The following is a 17,354-nucleotide window of genomic DNA, read 5'->3' on the forward strand; positions in this document are numbered from 1 at the left end:
TCACTCAGCGTCATCCGGGTGAGCCTCGCGTGGTGATCGATCGGTCATCCGATGTCTGGGCTTGGGAGTGGAGCAACAAGAGCGAGGTGTTCGGTGACTGGATCCCGAGTGCTGATCCGCAAGACGATGGAGTGGTGTTTGAACTCGGCCTGCGCTTTTGGCAAATCGCCTCGGACGATCATCTGGACAAATGAACCGTACGGGGAGTTGCTCGCAGATGTGCGGGAGCTTATCGTCCGGGTGGAAGCTTCCCCTACTGATGACTCGGACGCCTCAAATGCACGCTGCCAAGCTGCTCCCAATCGTGATGCTGTCAATCACACTTTCTGGTTGCATGGAAGTTGCCAGCACCGAGTATGCAGACCGCAACCAAGCCGTCTCAAGACAAGCAATCGGTGAATCGAAGTGGTTGCCTTCATGGTTGCCTGAGGACGCAGTCAACATACGCGAGTCGCACGACATGGACACAAATGAATCGTGGCTGGTTTTCCGCCTTACCAGTGGGGTACTTGCTTTGCCCGAAGACTGCAGGCTAGTGAGCAGGCCGGAGATGTCCGACGCGCGAGTCATGCGGAGATTTCCTCAGTTTGCCCGCAACGCGTGGTCGCGAGCGTCAAGCTATGGCGGCAAGTTCTATCTGTGCCCGGAGGGTAATGTTGGTCGCTGGGTCATGCGCGATGAACAGCTGGGCCTTGTTTACAGCGGAATAAAACTCTAGGTGGATGGACGGTCTCACCTGGCAAGCGAATGCGTGAGTGGCATTTGGCAGCCTCCTTTTCCGGCACCTGATTCGGCAATTTCCGGCTGAGCGTCGTGTGTGGGAGGGGTTCTGGGATATCGGCCCCATGGGCTATGGTGGCTGTAGGACAGGCGGCAAGTAGAGGCGAATAGAAATGAAAGGCAATCTGAGAGAAAGAGATGCGCTGTCGCCAACTGGCTTCTATGACCAATACTATGCGGATAGTGGCCTGGATCAGGAAATCGTAGGGGAGCTGCTGGAGCATGTTGCAGACGAGCTTCGTTTGCCCTCCGGGAAGCTCCGTCCTGGAGATCGATTTTCGAAGGAACTGTCGCCTGGTGAAGCTGATGGCTGGGACTCGGGGTATGGGGTGTTGATATTCGAGCTTCAATCGCTCGCAAGAAAACGTGGTATTGCAGTCGATCGGCGGGTGGATTCGCTCGACGACTACATTCGTATCATGGCGGGTATCTATTGATGAGATTGATGCGTTCCTGAATGGCTATTGGCATGAGACGTCGCAGTGCGTACTGAGGATTCGGGGATGCCAAAGGTGAGGTGTGCCGCAGCTGTCATTGCCGGTCTGGTTCTGGCCGGCTGTGCAACATTGGGTGGCGATATGATCGTGCGCGTCTCGGGAAGCGTGCCGCCAGGTCAGGGTGACGTTCGCGCTCTCGATTGTGAGCTGAGCATGCTCGGGGAGGGCGAAGGTGTAGTTTCGTCGAAACCGGTTGGAAGCACATTCTCGGTCCCCATGATGGTCGTTGCAGGGCCGGAACCCCAGAGCTACCAATTCGCCGTTGAATGCAGGGACGGCCGGAGGTTCGCATCCAAGCCGGTGCAGATCAGTAGTCGGCGGTCCTATGCCCGGGATCTCAATCTTGGGGAGCTTCAGGAGCGGTGAGAGAGAGGAAGGGGCGACCGGGGTCGCACCTCCGTGGTATGCATCTGACGGATTCCAGTGGATGAATGAAGATTTCAACTTGCTCGAATGGTGTGACGCCACGTTGCTGGCCATCAACATTGACAGGAGCAAACCTGGCGTATGCGACGAGGTAAAGGTCCACGTGCGCTGGCCGGACGGCCGGCAGGCAACCGTCTGCTTCTCGGAAGCCTACGGGTGCTCGGCGCTCATGAACTTCGGCGTACTGGGGGAGGAGGGAATAGAGTTCGCCAGGGTCGAGGACGACGAGCCGGGGCTTGCTCATCTTCTTGATCGTTGGAAGGCGGTTGGCTATCCGTTGTCCGGCCTGAAATGTTTCCGTATCGAGACCACCTCGACCGGAAGCGTAATTCTCATCTACGCCAGGACATGGCGGATCGAGCATCTGCCGATGGCGGGTGCAGTGCCCTGAAGGACATTCCGTGCCCAGATTCCTCACCCCGACAAGGCTCCCTCATCCGGGGGAAGGCGCCTGAGAAGACCGAGCGGAGACGTGCTTGGTTTCACGATTTTTGGCCCTGCGGCGACGTTGGCCGCCACACTCTGCAAATTGAGGCCTTGATGATGGTGAGGATCCTGACAGCACTACTTCTGATTGGAGTCGGACTTGGATTCTCTGGCGGCGCATGGGCTGTAGGAAAGCGGCCCTTCAAGATGATTCAGTTCTGCGTGCATGACCAAGAGGGCGTGAATCGGTTCAAGCAGACCCTCAGCTCTATCGCCAAGGACGAAGGAATGCAGTACTTCGATGGCAGCGCTGAATTGGATCGCCAGCTTGCCAGAGCAAAGGTGGACGTGAAGCGCCCTGTCGTCTACGTCGGAGTGAAGCGGGAAGATGGCTCAGGACTGGAGGCGGGGAACCTCGGATTGGATCGCTTCGAGATAGCCATCGGCTTCTCTGAAGGGAAGATGCCCGCCGAGGCACTGTCATTCTCTGTTCGCGTCGAACGTACCTTGGCCGAGCGCTGGAATGTACTCGCGATTCCCTCGGCGAAGGGCGCTACGCCGCTGGCATGTCGGGTGGAAGGCGGTTCTCGTTGAAGTCCGTTGCACATGACATTCACCCTTCGGGCTGCAACCGCCCCACCGCCTGGGCGCACAACGACTGGCAGGCCATGACCAACCCTTCCATCACCCGGTCGCCCACGTACTGCCCGGGGTCGCAGTTCTGCCGGGTGCGTTCGGCCGCCAGCAGCATTTCCAGCACCACCCGCAACCCGGTCAACGCGCAATCGGCGTCGGCCAGGGCGAGGCAGCGGCCGGGCAGCTGGTGACGCTCCGGCCACGGTTGCCCATCGGCCGCCGCACCGGAGCCGATGCGGTGGAGATTGGCAATGAAGGTGTTCCTGTCCACTGTTGGCGCAGCCTGTGGCGAACCGTCATCGCCGGCGGTGCTGCGGTAGGCGTGCAGATGCGGGAAGTCCGATTCGTTCATGGCAAGGCTCCGTGCAGGGCAATCGGTAGCCGCCACCCGAAAGGTGGCGGGCGGTACGTGGTTCGAATCCGGGTTGGCTTCAAGCCGGCGGGCGCGAACGCCCCCAACGCACCGCCCGCCATAGCCGGCAGACGGATTGCCAGCCGGCGCCACGCATGGTGACGCCGGCTGGCAAGCGCACTTACTCAAAGCCAACACGGGATTCGAAGCCCGGCCACCCTTTTTCCGGTGGCACGCCATCTGAGCCCCTGGCGCTGTGCAATGCCAATCAGAAGAGTTGCAAACATCACTCGATTGGAGACGCTTTCGGCATTCTCCCACGCTGTTAAGCCCCGCCAGTGCTGGCTGGCGTAGTGATCCGCCCGCAGCGTGCAATCTGCGACAGGTGTCGAGGTTGTCACGGCGAACGGAGCGGGCCGGGAGGGCCTATCACGACAGGCGGTGCCAATTCAGGCTGCGGGCTGTCCCGGGTTGACGCTTTCAACGCCCCAGCGCACTCTGCGGGCTGGGGTCGACAACCCGTTCAGGGGCAGGGCTGCAGGGTGGTACCAGGAGGCGGAACAGCCATGAGCCAACTCACCGACAGCTTCGGACGCAGCTTTCCGTACCTGCGCTTGTCGCTCACCGAAGCCTGCAACTTCCGGTGCAGCTACTGCCTGCCCGACGGCTACCAGGCGGACGGCCGCCCGCGTTTCCTGCAGGTGGAGGAGATCGGCCGCCTGGTGCGGGCCTTTGCCGCGCTGGGCATGAGCAAGATCCGCCTGACCGGCGGCGAGCCCAGCCTGCGCAAGGATCTGGACGAGATCATCGCCACCGTGGCGGCGGTGCCGGGTATCCGCAAGGTGGCGATCACCACCAATGGCACGCTGCTGCCGCGGCGCCTGCCGGGGTGGCACCGGGCCGGGCTGACTGCGCTGAACGTGAGCATGGACAGCCTGCAACGCGAACGCTTCAAGACCATCACCGGGCACGACCGCCTGCCGGAGATCCAGCAGGGCCTGGCGCTGGCGCAGGCGTTGGGCCTCCCGGCGATCAAGCTCAACGCGGTGCTGCTGCGTGGCCTGAACGACGACGAGCTGCCGCAGTGGATGGACTACCTGCGCGATCGACCCTTCAGCGTGCGCTTCATCGAACTGATGCGTACCGGCGACAACGAAGCCTATTTCCAGCGCCACCACCTGCGCGCCGACGTGGTGATCGAGCAGCTGCTGGCCGCGGGCTGGCACGAGCGACCGCGCGCGGCCGATGCCGGCCCGGCGCGCGAGTTCGGCCACCCTGACCATCGCGGCAGCATCGGCATCATCGCGCCGTATTCGCGTGACTTCTGCAAAGGCTGCAACCGCCTGCGGGTGACCGCCAAGGGCGACCTGCGGCTGTGCCTGTTCGGCGAGTTCGGCGTGCCGCTGCGCCCGCTGCTGCAGCGCGACGAGGACCATGACGCGCTGCTGGCACGCATCACCACCCAGCTTGGCCTGAAAGCGGCCGGGCACGGACTGCACCAGGGCCAGACCGGGCTGACCCCGCACCTGGCCTCGATCGGAGGATGAGCAACACGATGAGTGGGGAATTGAATGCGGCCTTCCATATGGCCGATGTCCGCGAGAAGCGCATCACCCGCCGCCGTGCGGTGGCAGTGGGCGAGCTGCATGCCGGTCCGGTGGCCTATCCACTGATCGTCGAGCGCCGCCTGCCGAAGGGCGACGCGCTGGTGATGGCCGAGATTGCCGGCCTGCAGGGCGCCAAGATGGCCTCGATGCTGATGCCGCTGTGCCACCCGCTGCCGCTGGAACTGGTGCAGGTGTTCTGCGCGGCGGTGCCGGAGCGGCAGGCGATCCGCGTGTGGTGCGAGTGCGCCAGCGAGGCGCGCACCGGCGTGGAGATGGAGGCACTGGCCGGTGTCAACGCGGCGCTGCTGACCCTGTACGATCTGAGCAAGCCGGTGGAACCGGCGCTGCGCATCGAAGGTATCCGCCTGCTGTTCAAGGAAGGCGGCAAGCGCGGTGTCTGGTTGCACCCGGACGGCATGGACGAGGCCGAGCGTGAGCGGTTCAAGCCGCGTGCGCCCAAGGGCCTGGAAGGCGCGGCCTGCGCGGTGATCACGCTGAGCGATCGCGCCAGCGAAGGCACCTATGAGGATATCTCTGGCCCGACCCTGGTGACCGGCGTGGAAAAACTGGGCGGCGAGGTCGTGGCTGCCGAGGTACTGCCTGATGGCATCGAGCCGTTGGCCACCCGCCTGCAGGCGTTGGCCGCCGAGGGCGTGCGCCTTTGCCTGTGTACCGGCGGTACCGGATTGGGCCCGCGTGACCTGACCCCGGAGGCGCTGCGTTCGTTGAATGCGCGGCCGGTGCATGGCCTGGCGCAGATGGTGCGGGCACTGAGTGCACAGCACACGCCGATGGCCTGGCTGAGCCGCGCCGAGGTGGTGCAGCTGGGCAACATGCTGGTGTTCGCGCTGCCCGGCAGCCCGAAGGCGGCGGCGCAGTGCCTGGACATCCTGGCGCCGGTACTGGGCCACGCCCTGGCGATGGTCGAGGGGGATGGCCACGGATGATTGCCTACAGCGAGGCCTTGCAGCACCTGCTGGAGGCGGCCACGCCACTGCCGGCCGAACGCTTGCCGCTGCATGAGGCCGGCGGCCGCACGCTGGCCAGTGACATCATCAGTGGGCAGTCACTGCCGCCGTTCGACAATTCGGCGATGGACGGCTTCGCGCTGCGCGCCAGCGGCGCGACGTTCGAGGCCGGCACCGAATTCGGGGTGCAGGGCTGGCAGGCGGCCGGCGATGCCGGCGCCGAAGGTGGCGAGGGCGCCTGGGAAATCATGACCGGTGCGCGCATGCCGGTCGGGCTGGATACGGTGGTGCCGGTCGAGAATGTGGAGATCCTCGCCAGCGAAGAAGGACGCCCGACCCGCATTGCCCTGAAGGGCACGGTGAAGCCAGGCCAGAACGTGCGCCTGCGCGGCGAAGACGTTAGCGAAGGCGAGCGCGTGCTGCAGGCTGGGCAGGTGCTGGACATCAACGCGCGCACCCTGCTGCATGCCATCGGCGTAGGCGAGGTGGCGGTGGTGGCGCGGCCAAAGGCTGCGGTGATTGCTACCGGCAAGGAGCTGGTGACCGAGGCGGCGCAGACGCTGGCATCCGGGCAGATTCGTGACAGCAACCGGCCGTATCTGGTCGGCCGCCTGCAGGCCGCCGGTGCCGAGGTGGTCTGGCAGGGCACGGTGGGCGACGACGTGGCCGCCTTCAATGCCGTGCTGGATGAAGCGCTGGACGCGGGTGCGCAGCTGTTGATCAGCACCGGCGCGGTGTCGGCCGGCCGCTACGATTTCGTTCCCGACGCGCTGCGCGGACGGGGTGCGCGCATCCTGTTCCACAAGGTGGCAATCCGCCCCGGCAAGCCACTGCTGTTCGCGGTGCTGCCCAACGGCGCGCTGTATTTCGGCCTGCCGGGCAATCCGGTCTCCGCTGCGGTGGGCCAGCGCTTCTTCGTCGAGCCGGTGCTGCGCCGCCTGCTGGGGCTGGCACCGGAGCCGGTGCTGACGTTGCCGCTGCAGGCCGACGTGCGCACGCCGCCCGGCCTGCGTTTCCATGCGCGGGCGCGGGTGGAAGTGGATGCGCAGGGCCGCCTGAGCGCGCGCGTGCTGGCCGGGCAGGAGTCGTTCCGTTTGATGTCCATGCTGCGGGCCAACGCCTGGGTGGTGCTGGAAGGCGAGGGCGGCGTGGTCGCCGCCGGCACGCCAGTGCGCGTGCAGGGCTGGGGTCATCAAGACCCGGTGCAGCTGGCGAGCCAGGAGTCATGATGAAACAGGTGAATCTGCAGTTGTTCGGCGCGTTCTCCGATCTGGATGCCAGCCGCGAGATTGCCGTGGAGGTGGCCGGCGGCACCGTGGCCGATCTGCGCCAGGCGCTGCGCGAGCTGCTGCCGCTGCGTTGGCCGGGATTCCGCGCCGGCCTGCTGGATTACTCGGCATTCGCCGACCAGCAACGCGTGCTGCGCGACCATGAGGCGCTGCCCGACGATGGCCGGGTGGCGATCCTGCCGCCGGTGAGCGGGGGCTGAGCCATGAACGAGAAGATCATCGCCAAGGTGGTGGACCGCGCGCAGGCGGCGATTGATCCGGCCGAAGGCATCGCCGCGGTCTCCAATCCGGGCTTCGGCGGCATCGACGTGTTCATCGGCAAGGTGCGCGACGTCAATGTGGGCCGGCGGGTGACCGGGATCACCTACGATCTGTTCGAGCCGCTGGTATTGAACGAGTTCAAGCGCCTGGCGGCCGAGGTCGAGGCTACGTTCGGTCCGAAGCTGAAACTGTATGTGGCCCATGCCAAGGGCCGGCTTGGCATCGGCGATGTGGCGGTGGTGGTGGCCGCCGGCAGCCCGCACCGCGACGAGGCGTTCCGCGCGTGCCGGCAGCTGATCGAAGCGGTGAAGCACCAGTGCCCGATCTGGAAGCAGGAGCATTACGAGGACGGCGACAGCCAGTGGAGCGAAGGTTGCAGCCTGTGCCATGCGGACAGCGAAGCTTCGCACTCCCACGACCACACACATGACCACGGGCATTGACCGCGCCCTTCGGGAGGCGCCGGGTCCAGCAGATCCACGCCATGCGTGGATGAGGCGTTCCCGATGAATCCGGCCGGCGCAGCCACGCATGGCGTGGCTCTACTGCGATGAGCATCAACGGCATCGTGCTGGCCGGCGGCCTGTCCAGCCGGATGGGCCGCGACAAGGCGCTGCTGCCTTGGCAGGGCCGCACCCTGCTGGAACACATGCGCGGCGTGTTGAAGCAGGCGGGCGCCCGGCGGGTGTGGGTGAGCGGCGACTACCCGGCGTTTGGCGGCGTGCCGGACCGCGTGGCACGCTGCGGGCCGCTGGGCGGGCTCTACAGTGTGGCGATGCAGATGCCTGACGGGCCGGCCTGGGTGGTGCCGGTGGATACGCCGCGGATGACGCCCGCGCTGTTGCTACTTCTGCAGGCCGATCAAGGGCGCGCCTGCACGGTATTCGACGATGAACCGTTGCCGATGCGGTTGCAGATCGATGATCATTGCCGCCGCGTGCTGCAGGCCTTGATTGATGATCCGACGGCGCGCCGTTCACTGCGAGCGCTGCAGGAACGCCTGGGCGTGACCCGGCTGCCATTGGCACCCGAGGATCAGGCGTTGCTGCTCAACTGCAATACACCATCAGAGTGGGAGTCCATCACAGCATGAAGGTCCAGCTGCAACAGCAATCGATGCGCCTGCGCGTGGATGAGGAAGAACTGGCACGATTGCTGGCAGGTGAGTCGGTCGAGAACCTGACCCGCTTCGGCGGCAGCGGCGGCTGGGGCGTAGCGGTCTCGTTGCATGCAGGCGATCAGGCCGTGCTGCTTGATGGCGGCACGTTCTGCCGGTTGGTGTTGCCACGCGAAGCTGTTGAAGGGCTGGCGGGGCGGCTGCCTTGCCGCGATGGCCTGGGCTTCGGAATCGCCCTGGATGACGACAGCATGTTGCAGCTCCAGTTCGACGTGGACGTGCGCGACAGCATGCGCCAGCGTGGCCCGCAGCGACGGGCTGAACCTGCGGCAGAGTAGGCGCATGGTGCGCAGGGTGGGGCGCCCCGCTGTCGTATGATGACGGCCTTCGTTCCTGCGTTGCTGCAATGCCCCTGAACCCCTCCGCTCCCTCTGCGTCCCGACCTGCTACGCCCAATCCGGCAGCGGCCGATGACGGTGACGCGCTGCACTTCTGCAGTACCTGTGCGTTCTCCGACGCCTGCATGTCGCAGGGCTATGACAAGGCTGCGCTGGGCGAGTTGCATGTGCTGGTCGACCACGTCGGTCCGTTCCAGGCTGGCGACTATCTCTTCCGTGCCGGCGATCCGTTCGATTCGATCGCAGCGGTCCGCGCGGGCATGGTCAAGACCTTCGTCGATGACAGCCAGGGCAACGAGCAGGTACTGGGGTTCAGCCTGCCCGGCGAGGTGATCGGGCTCAATGCCATCCACGGTGCGCGCTTCCCCTGCAATGCGGTGGCACTGGATACGGTCTACCTGTGCCGGATCTCGTTTCCGCGATTGAGCCTGCTGGCCACGCGCATGCCGGGGTTGCAGGCGCGGCTGTTCAGCCTGCTCAGCGCCGAAATCGGCAAGGTCGCCACGCTGGCGGCCAACCATCGCACCGAGGAGCGCATGGCGGCGTTCCTGCTGGATCTTTCCGAGCGCTATGCCCGGCGCGGTTTCTCGGCCACCCGTTTCAACCTGAGCATGGCCCGTACCGAGATTGCCAACTACCTGCGGATGGCGCCGGAGACGGTGAGCCGGGTGCTGCGCCGGTTGAGCGACGAGGGTGTGATTGCGGTGAACCAACGTGAGATGCTGTTGCTGCAACCCGAGCGGCTGGCGGAACTGGCCGTGACCCGGGAATCCGGACTGGACTGATCAGGTAGGCGAGGGGCCGACCCATGATGCGAGTGGGACTGTTGTTGCTGGGGTTGGTGGCCTCCGTGCCGGCCTGGGCGGCCGACCTGACGGTGTCGGCGGCCTCGAGCCTGACCGAGAGCTTCCGCGAACTGGGCACTGCCTATGAGAAGGCGCACCCGGGCACCAGGGTCGATTTCAACTTCGCCGCCTCTGGCGTGTTGCTGCAGCAGATCAGCCGTGGCGCGCCGGTGGATGTGTTCGCCTCGGCCGATGAAACCACGATGGACCAGGCCCAGCAGCAGCATCTGCTGGCGGCCGGCACCCGCGAGGTGTTCGCAGTGAACGCGCTGTGGGTGGTGGTGCCGCCGCAGGCCAAGGCGGCGCCGCGTACCTTGAAGGACCTGGCCGGTGCCGGTGTGCAGCGCATGGCACTGGGCAACCCGGACAGCGTGCCGGTCGGACGCTACGCCAAGGGCGCGCTGGAAGCGGCCGGGCTGTGGCCCGCAGTGCAGGGCAAGGCCATCACCACCCAGAACGTGCGCCAGTCGCTGGATTACGTGGCACGGGGCGAAGTGGATGCGGGCTTCGTCTATGCCACCGATGCGCAGGCGATGCCCGGCCGGGTGCGCCGTGCGTTCGCGGTGCCGGTGTCCGGGCGCATCGCGTATCCGCTGGCGGTGACCAGGGCCAGTACGCAGCCGGCGGAAGCCAGGCGCTTCGCTGCCTTCGTGCGTTCGCCGCAGGGCCAGGCGATCCTGGCCAGGCACGGGTTCGGCAAGCCCTGACGCATGGATCTGGACTGGAGCGCACTGTGGTTGTCGCTGAAGGTGGCCGGCTGGGCCACCGCGATCAATCTGGTGCTGGGCGTGGCACTGGGCGCTCTGCTGGCGCGTCGGCGCTTTCCTGGCCGTGAGCTGCTGGATTCGCTGCTGACCCTGCCGATGGTGCTGCCACCGACGGTACTGGGTTATTACCTGCTGGTGCTGATCGGTCGCAACGGCCCGATCGGCGCGTGGCTGCAGTCGTGGTTCGGCATCAACCTGGTGTTCACCTGGCAGGCCGCGGTGATCGCTGCGGCGGTGGCCTCGTTGCCGCTGGTGTTCAAGCCGGCACGCGCGGCGTTCGAGGAAGTGGACAGGCAGTTGGAGCAGGCCGCACGCACGCTGGGTGTGTCCGAAGCGGCTGTATTCTTCCGCATCACGCTGCCACTGGCGTGGCGCGGCATCCTCGCCGGCCTGCTGCTGGCGTTTGCGCGCGCGATGGGCGAATTCGGCGCGACGCTGATGGTGGCCGGCAGCATTCCGGGGCGGACGCAGACGTTGTCGATCGCCATCTACGAGGCGGTACAGGCCGGGCAGGATGGGAAGGCCAATGCGCTGGTGATCCTGACCTCGGTGGTCTGCATCGTGATCCTGTTGCTGGCCGCGCGGCTGGTGGGCGGGCGTCGCCGGGAGCTGCGCGATGTGGCTTGACCTGCAGGTACAGCGTCGCCTGCAGGCGGCCGGCCAGGCATTCGTGCTGGATGTATCGCTGCAGTGCACGCAGCGGCAGGTGGTGCTGTTCGGGCCTTCGGGCGCGGGCAAGAGCCTGACCTTGAAGGCGGTGGCCGGACTGCTGCGGCCGGGCCAGGGTCATGTGCGCGTGCAGGGGCAGACCCTGTTCGATGCGGCCACCGGCGTGAATCTGCCGCCGCAGCGCCGCCGGCTGGGCTATGTGTTCCAGGATTACGCGTTGTTCCCGCACCTGAGCGTGCGCCAGAACGTGGCGTTCGGGCTGGAGAAGAGGTGGTTGAATCCGCGCGTGGGCCAGCGCTTCGATGCGGTGGAGCAGTGGTTGCACGCCTTCCGCATCGACACGGTGGGTGATCTGCTGCCCTCGCAGATTTCCGGCGGGCAGCGCCAGCGCACCGCACTGGCGCGGGCGCTGGTGACGCAACCGCAGGCGCTGCTGCTGGATGAACCGTTCTCCGCACTGGATCATGACCTGCGGCAGCATCTGCGCCAGGAGCTGGAGGCGGTGCTGGACAAGACCGGCATCCCGTTGTTGTTGATCAGCCATGATCCGCAGGACGCGGCCATGTTCGGCCAGCAGGTGGCGCGCATGGTGGACGGCCGCATCGTCGGCGATTGACCTGCACCTGTAGAGCCGAGCCCATGCTCGGCTGCTCTGCGCGACACCGCCAACAGCAGCCGAGCGTGGGCTCGGCTCTACAGGATCAACGGATCAATACAGTTCACAGTGCGTGCGGCCTTCATTGCGCAGCGCGTCCCAGCACCCTTCGCCACCGATGGCATCGATGGCCTCGCGCACCGCGCCTTCCAGGTGGCGCTTGTTGCCGCACAGGTACAGATGCCCGCCCCGGGCCAATACGTCGCGCACTTCGGCGGCACGCTGCTGCAGCACATGCTGCACATAGACCTTTTCGACGCCATCGCGCGAGAACGCGGTATGCAGGCCAGCCAGCACGCCCCGGGTATGCCAGTCCTGCAGCTGGTCGCGGTACAGGTAGTCGTGCTTGCTGTGCTTCTCGCCGAACACCAGGTGCACTTCACGTTCGCAGGCGTTGGCCTGCAGTTCCTGCATCAGGCCCATCAAGGGCGCGATGCCGGTGCCGGTGCCGACCAGCAGCAGCGGCGCTTGGCCGGTATCGGGCAGGTGGAAGCCAGGGTTGGAACGACAGTACACCCGGGCGTGGTCGCCACCGTGCAGCAGGCTGCCGGTAGCGGTGCCGAAGCGTTCGCGGCCGCGCAGGGTGTAGCGCACTTCGCGCACGCACAGGCTCAACGGGTCGTGGCACGGGTGCGAGGCGATGGAATAAGCGCGCGGCAGCCGCGGTGACAGCAGTTCGTGCAGCCTGGCCAGCGGCACGCTGTGCGGCGTGGCGTGGTCCTGCAGCACATCCAGCAGGTCCAGGCCGTGCAGGTAGGCTTCCAGTTCGCGCTTCTGGCTGACCTTCAACAGGCCCTTCAGTACCTCGCTGCCACTGAGCCGGGCCAGTTCGCGCAGCACCCCCTTGCTCAGCAGGCGCAGCTCGCGGTCATGCAGGGCGGCCACGGCGGCGTTGTCGCCATACCAGGTGGCCAGCGCTTGCAGCAGGGCAGGATCGTTTTCCGGCACCACGTGCAGGGTGTCGCCGGCACGGTAGGCCATGCCGCTACCGCTGATATCCAGCTGCAGGTGCCAGGCGGCGGGGTCGCTGCTGTTCAAGCGGCGGCGTTCGAGAATGGGGGCGGCAAAGGCATTGTCTTCGCCATAGGCGGTGACCTGCAGGTGCAGGTCCTGGCCAGCGTTGAGGTCGCCACCCAGCACCTGGCCCAGCACCGGCTGCCATTGCTGGAAGAACAGCTCGTAGCCGAGGTCGGCATCCACGCGGTGCAGCAGCGGCTGCGCCTGGCGCTCGCTCAGCGCGGCATCCAGCGCCTTGGTGAAGCCGCAGAAGCTGGGATAGCCGGTGTCACCGAGGCCGAACACCGCATAGCGCAGGCCGCTCAGCGTCGGGGTCTGGCGCAGGGTTTCGAAGAACTGTTCGCCATTGGCCGGCGGTTCGCCATCGCCGAACGAGCTGGAAATCGCCAGCAGCACATCGCCGTGGCCGAGACTGGCCACGTCGATGTCGTTGAACGGGAGCACCTGCGGCGCGTGCGGCTGCAGGTCCGCGCCCAGGCGCTGGGCCAGGGCGCGGGCATTGCCCGACTCGGACGCGAAACCCACCAGCAGGCGGCTGAAGGGCGTACTGGTCGGGAGGGCGTTCACGCGGCCTCGTAGAAGTCGTCGAACTTTTCCTTGCTGAACTCGACCAGGTCGTAGTTCTGCATCAGGTCGTTCACCACGCGGCGGATGCTGATGTACGAGGTGATGTTGCCGTCGGCGTCGAACAGCGGCTGCACGGTGGTGTCGACCACGTAGAGCACGCCGCCCTTGCCGAGGTTGGGCACGATGCCGGTCCAGGTCTTGCCGGCCTTGATGGTGTCCCACATGTCCTTGTAGACCGCCTTGGGCACATCCGGGTGGCGCACGACGCTGTGCGGCTGGCCGATCAGTTCCTCGCGGGCGAAGCCGGTGAGCGTGCAGAACAGGTCGTTGGCGTAGGTGATGTTGCCCTGCAGGTCGGTGGTGGAGATCACCATGACGTTCTGCAGCGCATTCACGAGCTGGGCGTTGTCGGGGGAGTAGCTCATCGCAGGGTCCTTGTAGAGGCCGGTAACGCCGGCGTGTTCGGGTTCTGCATAGGAATACGCCCGCGTGGCAGCGGGCGGTTTGACATTGGTCAAGCGCGTAGCGCGAGGGCCTGCGACCGGGTGTCGCAGGGAGCGTTCACTGCTGCAGGGGAAAGCCGATCGTCTCGTGGCAATGCTGCACGAGGTGGCGACCTCCCTCATTGAGGTGCAAGGTGTCTGCGTCACCGAAGAACCGCAGCAGTGCTGCCCCGGTCGTACTGCCCGCGTGCGCGGAGCTTCTGGCAGCAGATGGCAGGAACGGATCAGCTCGCGGATCGTGTCCGCCCGGGAGGTTCGCGCGCGCAAGGGTGCCTTCGATCAATAGCTGCGCACATGCGCCAGCCAGATAGGCGTCTGGTTCCCGTTGCCGGCCGCGCCGAGGCTGGCCTGACAATGCGGTGGCGATATGCTGGAACTCATGCGCGGTGGTGGCGATCACGCGCCTGCGCAGCGAATCAGCGTCCGGGCTGGAGGGAAACCAGAAGCTGACCACCTGGCCCGGCCGCTCTGGTCCTGGCAGTTGTCGCCAGATGCCGCCTCCGTCACTTACGATCGTGAGCTGATAATGCACAGGCGTCCGTTCCTGCCCATTGGCCTGGAGCGGCAGTCCAGCGGATCGTGCAGCGGCCTCGCAGAGCTGTGATGCTTGCATGGCCGAAAGCGCTCCATCTGCCCAGAGAAGTCGAGTTGCGACGGATGACCACCCGCACTCGATGGACCGATTGGGATACTCCGAGCTTTCCGGGCCGGGTAGCACCGACACTGTGCTGATCTTCAGATGTGAGGATGGGCCTCGCAGCAGGGTGGCATACCCTCCATCGGGACTGACCAGGTCCCGGGGAGGCAGTTGGATGGATTGGCACGCACTTGTGGCCAGAAGGATTGCCGTCAGCCCAGCATAGAGCGCGAGGGCGGAGCCCGGTTGGGTACGCTTGGGCTGACGGCGCTGCATCAGGGGAGCAGCACGCCAGCAGAGATGAAGGTGATACCGATTGCCGCCACGATTGCTCGTAGATTGCTCATTGGTACGCTCCAGGTTTGACGTCGATTGACCGATCAGCTCAACCCGCTGGCTCGGTAGTCAATGCGTATCGACTCTGGCTCGATCAGACAATCGGAATTGTTTCAAACACTTGCAGTAGTTGGCTCCGGGCCACATTCGATGCGCCAGAGACATGCGCAGGTCGCGCCAATGGCGACACTTGCGCCTCCAGTCACATCATGTGGGGAAGTCGCGGGCGCGTCAGCCCATCGAATAGCGCAGCACACCCGCCGAGACCACGCCGATCAGCACCGTCGGCAGCATCGACAGCCGCGTGGCGGCCAGCAGGGTGATCGCCAGCGCGGCCAGGTCGGCGGGCTTGTCGGCGACGAAGTCCGGGGCGATCACCGAGATCAGCACGCAGCCCGGCGCGGCTTCCATCACCGTCACTGCGCGTTTGCTCAGCGTGCGGTTGCGCAGGGCGAGGAAGCCGACGATGCGGGTCAGGTAGGTGGCGGCGGCCATCAGCACGATGGTCAGCACCGAGGTCCAGTGGATCAGTCCGTTGAAGATCATGCTGCGTCCTCCGCCAGCAGCCAGGCAGCCGCCAGGCCGGCCAGGGCGCCGCTGGCCACGTACCACGCGCCCGGAATCAGCAGGTAGGTGGCAGCGGCCACCACCAGGCTCACCAGCCACGGCCGCGCCGCTTTCATGCCTTGCCACATGCCGCGCAGCAGCACCAGGAATACGGCGGGGAAGGCCATGTCGAAGCCATAGGCGTGGATGTCGCCCAGCATCGGCCCGACGATCGCGCCCAGTGCCGTGCAGGCCACCCAGACCGTGTACAGCCCTGCCGAAACGCCCAGGTAGTAGGCCAGGCTGAAGCCGAGTGCGCGGCGACGCGCGTCGGCCACACCCAGCGCCCAGCTCTCGTCGCACATGAAGAACAGCGCCGGCAGCACACGACGGCGCGGCAGGTGCTGCAGCAGTGGGGCCAGGCTGGCGCCCATCAGCAGGTGGCGGCTGTTGACCAGTGCGGTGATGGCCACAATCAGTGCGATGTGCGGTGGCGAGGTCCACAGTTCGACGGCGGCGAACTCCGAGCCGCCAGCGAAGTTGAGGCCGGTCATCAGCGGCACTTCCAGTGCGCTCATGCCCTTCTGGGCCGCCTGCGCGCCGAGCACCAGGGCGAACGGAATGAAGCCGATCATCACCGGCACGGCGGCACGCAGGCCGCGCAGGAATTCGGCACGCGGGGCCGTGTCGCAGGCGTCGGGCAGGGGGAGGGTGGTACGGGCGTCCATGGAACGGCACAACGAGATGGGGGTGGCCCATGCTAGCGGTCCGATCGCGAAATCGGGTTGCGTTGATGCCACTGGATTCGGAATGATTGATATTCCATGCGGCCAGAGTCGACCAGGACGAAATTTCATGCAGTACCAGCTCGACAACCTGGATCGCCGCATCCTCGCCGCCCTGCAGCGCGGCGGCCGACTGCAGAATCTGGAGCTGGCCCGTCTGGTCGGGCTGTCGCCGTCGGCGCGCCTGCGCTGGGTGCGGCTGCTGGAGGAGGGCGGCTACATCGACCGCTACGTGGCCTTGTTGAACGAGGCCAAGGTGGGGCGGGGCTTCACGGTGTTCGTGCGGGTGTGGCTGCGCGGGCAGGACGAGGACACCACCAACCACTTCATCAACAGCATCAAGTCTTTCCCGGAAGTGCTGGAATGCCATCTGATGGCCGGTGACTGCGATTTCCTGCTGCGGGTGGCGGTGGCCGACCTTGATGCCTACCGGCAGTTCCAGATGCAGCACCTGAACCGGATCGCCGGCGTGCAGAACACCAAGACCGAGATTCCGATGCAGCGAATCAAGCAGACGACCCAGTTGCCGCTTTGAGGGATGGGGTTTGCGGCCGGGTTGCACCCGGCACCCGCGGGTAGTGCCGGCTGCTGGCCGGCAACCTCAGGAGCAACAGCAACAGCGGGCCTGCTGAGGGATGGCGGGGTGGGTCCGGTTGCGGGGGACGCTGCAAGTCCCCCTCCGGGGCCCGGCCCAGCCGCGGGCGGCTGTGCGTTCGGGCGCTTGCGAAGCAGTGCTTCGCAAGCAAAGCGCCCTCACCCCTGTAAGCTCGGTCGCCGCATCCATGCGGCTCACGCCCCTGCGCAGCCCACCCCGACCGGCCACTGACAGTTTCCGTGGGCGTCCAGCCACGGAAGAAAGAAAGAAAAGCAAGAGCGGGTCGCTTCGCTGCGCTTGCTCTGGTGACGACCAACGGTCGTCACCCACCACAAGCAAGACACGTGTCGACCAAGGTCGACACCCACCAACAGCAGTCAACAGTCAGCAGTGCAGTACGCAGTCCCGGCAGATCGCGGGAACCTGTCGAAGGCCGGGGGGGGGGGGGGGGGGGGGGGGGGGGGGGGCGGGGGGGGGGGCGGGGGGGGGGCGTCGGCGCGCCGCGCCCCCCCCCCCCCCCCCCCCCCCCCCCCCCCCCGCCTCCCCTCAGGAAGCCAGCTTTTGACGTTGCTTCTGCGGGTGCAGGGCGCAGCCCTGCCAACAAACCCCACCCTCAGTAACGAGGCCGGCCTTCTTCCAGCACCTGGCGCAGGAACGGCACGGTGATCCGCCGCT

At 66.0% G+C, this 17,354-nt stretch carries 23 protein-coding genes; 17 read left to right on the plus strand and 6 right to left on the minus strand.

All coding sequences use genetic code 11. The features are described 5' to 3' along the window. Window positions 1-29: 29 nt before the first annotated feature. The 5 genes from RCF13_RS15790 to RCF13_RS15810 all read left to right on the plus strand — a co-directional run bounded on the left by RCF13_RS15790 (window position 30) and on the right by RCF13_RS15810 (window position 2,723). A complete protein-coding gene (locus RCF13_RS15790) occupies window positions 30-194 on the plus strand; it encodes a hypothetical protein (RefSeq protein ID WP_181357905.1) in 165 nt (54 codons plus the stop codon). An 83-nt stretch (window positions 195-277) separates the two neighbouring features. Next, window positions 278-718, plus strand: a complete 441-nt coding sequence (locus RCF13_RS15795) for a hypothetical protein (protein ID WP_181357904.1) — start codon at window positions 278-280, stop codon at window positions 716-718. Window positions 719-893: 175 nt separating this feature from the next. Then, complete coding sequence (locus tag RCF13_RS15800; protein WP_134968991.1) at window positions 894-1,217, plus strand: hypothetical protein; 324 nt, start codon at window positions 894-896, stop codon at window positions 1,215-1,217. 487 nt (window positions 1,218-1,704) lie between these two features. Next, a complete protein-coding gene (locus tag RCF13_RS15805) occupies window positions 1,705-2,094 on the plus strand; it encodes a hypothetical protein (RefSeq protein ID WP_061479978.1) in 390 nt (129 codons plus the stop codon). A gap of 149 nt (window positions 2,095-2,243) precedes the next feature. Further along, window positions 2,244-2,723, plus strand: coding sequence for a hypothetical protein (locus tag RCF13_RS15810; protein ID WP_231352146.1), 480 nt, complete (start codon window positions 2,244-2,246; stop codon window positions 2,721-2,723). 19 nt (window positions 2,724-2,742) lie between these two features. Here the strand turns inward: RCF13_RS15810 and RCF13_RS15815 are convergent, their stop codons facing one another. Next, on the minus strand, window positions 2,743-3,117 hold the full coding sequence (locus RCF13_RS15815; protein ID WP_134968990.1) for a hypothetical protein: 375 nt from the start codon (window positions 3,115-3,117) through the stop codon (window positions 2,743-2,745). 566 nt (window positions 3,118-3,683) lie between these two features. Here RCF13_RS15815 and moaA point away from each other — a divergent pair. The 11 genes from moaA (at window position 3,684) to RCF13_RS15870 (ending at window position 11,654) form a co-directional block, all read left to right on the plus strand. After that, complete coding sequence (moaA, locus tag RCF13_RS15820; RefSeq protein WP_231352145.1) at window positions 3,684-4,664, plus strand: GTP 3',8-cyclase MoaA; 981 nt, start codon at window positions 3,684-3,686, stop codon at window positions 4,662-4,664. A gap of 8 nt (window positions 4,665-4,672) precedes the next feature. Further along, the gene (moaCB, locus tag RCF13_RS15825) at window positions 4,673-5,671 is read left to right on the plus strand and encodes a bifunctional molybdenum cofactor biosynthesis protein MoaC/MoaB (RefSeq protein ID WP_134968985.1); all 999 of its coding nucleotides are present in this window, start codon (window positions 4,673-4,675) and stop codon (window positions 5,669-5,671) included. Beyond that, window positions 5,668-6,921 (plus strand): gephyrin-like molybdotransferase Glp, encoded by a 1,254-nt coding sequence (glp, locus tag RCF13_RS15830; RefSeq protein WP_134968973.1) that lies wholly within the window; start codon window positions 5,668-5,670, stop codon window positions 6,919-6,921. Before moaCB ends, glp begins: the two co-directional genes overlap by 4 nt. Beyond that, window positions 6,921-7,181, plus strand: a complete 261-nt coding sequence (locus tag RCF13_RS15835; RefSeq protein WP_005416856.1) for a MoaD/ThiS family protein — start codon at window positions 6,921-6,923, stop codon at window positions 7,179-7,181. The genes glp and RCF13_RS15835 overlap by 1 nt, the downstream gene beginning before the upstream one ends. A gap of 3 nt (window positions 7,182-7,184) precedes the next feature. Next, entirely contained in the window at window positions 7,185-7,685 is a 501-nt protein-coding gene (locus tag RCF13_RS15840) for a molybdenum cofactor biosynthesis protein MoaE (protein ID WP_134968974.1), read from the plus strand. 107 nt (window positions 7,686-7,792) lie between these two features. Then, the gene (locus RCF13_RS15845; RefSeq protein WP_134968975.1) at window positions 7,793-8,335 is read left to right on the plus strand and encodes a molybdenum cofactor guanylyltransferase; all 543 of its coding nucleotides are present in this window, start codon (window positions 7,793-7,795) and stop codon (window positions 8,333-8,335) included. Next, entirely contained in the window at window positions 8,332-8,697 is a 366-nt protein-coding gene (locus RCF13_RS15850) for a hypothetical protein (RefSeq protein ID WP_134968976.1), read from the plus strand. The genes RCF13_RS15845 and RCF13_RS15850 overlap by 4 nt, the downstream gene beginning before the upstream one ends. A 68-nt stretch (window positions 8,698-8,765) precedes the next feature. Further along, complete coding sequence (locus RCF13_RS15855; protein WP_134968977.1) at window positions 8,766-9,542, plus strand: helix-turn-helix domain-containing protein; 777 nt, start codon at window positions 8,766-8,768, stop codon at window positions 9,540-9,542. A 23-nt stretch (window positions 9,543-9,565) separates the two neighbouring features. Continuing rightward, window positions 9,566-10,309, plus strand: a complete 744-nt coding sequence (modA, locus tag RCF13_RS15860; protein WP_134968978.1) for a molybdate ABC transporter substrate-binding protein — start codon at window positions 9,566-9,568, stop codon at window positions 10,307-10,309. Between the two features lie 3 nt (window positions 10,310-10,312). Continuing rightward, on the plus strand, window positions 10,313-10,996 hold the full coding sequence (gene modB, locus RCF13_RS15865; protein WP_134968979.1) for a molybdate ABC transporter permease subunit: 684 nt from the start codon (window positions 10,313-10,315) through the stop codon (window positions 10,994-10,996). After that, entirely contained in the window at window positions 10,986-11,654 is a 669-nt protein-coding gene (locus RCF13_RS15870; RefSeq protein WP_134968980.1) for an ATP-binding cassette domain-containing protein, read from the plus strand. The genes modB and RCF13_RS15870 overlap by 11 nt, the downstream gene beginning before the upstream one ends. A 93-nt stretch (window positions 11,655-11,747) precedes the next feature. Here RCF13_RS15870 and RCF13_RS15875 read toward each other — a convergent pair whose 3' ends face one another. The 5 genes from RCF13_RS15875 to RCF13_RS15895 all read right to left on the minus strand — a co-directional run bounded on the left by RCF13_RS15875 (window position 11,748) and on the right by RCF13_RS15895 (window position 16,027). Then, a complete protein-coding gene (locus tag RCF13_RS15875; protein ID WP_134968981.1) occupies window positions 11,748-13,277 on the minus strand; it encodes a sulfite reductase flavoprotein subunit alpha in 1,530 nt (509 codons plus the stop codon). After that, entirely contained in the window at window positions 13,274-13,702 is a 429-nt protein-coding gene (locus RCF13_RS15880; protein ID WP_134968982.1) for a PAS domain-containing protein, read from the minus strand. The genes RCF13_RS15875 and RCF13_RS15880 overlap by 4 nt, the downstream gene beginning before the upstream one ends. 136 nt (window positions 13,703-13,838) lie before the next feature. Continuing rightward, a complete protein-coding gene (locus RCF13_RS15885; protein WP_134968983.1) occupies window positions 13,839-14,393 on the minus strand; it encodes a hypothetical protein in 555 nt (184 codons plus the stop codon). A 591-nt stretch (window positions 14,394-14,984) separates the two neighbouring features. After that, window positions 14,985-15,299 (minus strand): AzlD family protein, encoded by a 315-nt coding sequence (locus tag RCF13_RS15890; RefSeq protein ID WP_134968986.1) that lies wholly within the window; start codon window positions 15,297-15,299, stop codon window positions 14,985-14,987. Further along, on the minus strand, window positions 15,296-16,027 hold the full coding sequence (locus RCF13_RS15895) for an AzlC family ABC transporter permease (RefSeq protein WP_231352144.1): 732 nt from the start codon (window positions 16,025-16,027) through the stop codon (window positions 15,296-15,298). Before RCF13_RS15895 ends, RCF13_RS15890 begins: the two co-directional genes overlap by 4 nt. Window positions 16,028-16,154: 127 nt before the next feature. Between RCF13_RS15895 and RCF13_RS15900 the strand changes: the two genes are divergently transcribed. Next, window positions 16,155-16,619, plus strand: a complete 465-nt coding sequence (locus RCF13_RS15900) for an Lrp/AsnC family transcriptional regulator (protein WP_134968984.1) — start codon at window positions 16,155-16,157, stop codon at window positions 16,617-16,619. Window positions 16,620-17,354 lie beyond the last annotated feature (735 nt).

This window comes from Stenotrophomonas maltophilia group sp. RNC7 (genome assembly GCF_030910085.1).
GTDB lineage: Bacteria > Pseudomonadota > Gammaproteobacteria > Xanthomonadales > Xanthomonadaceae > Stenotrophomonas > Stenotrophomonas sepilia.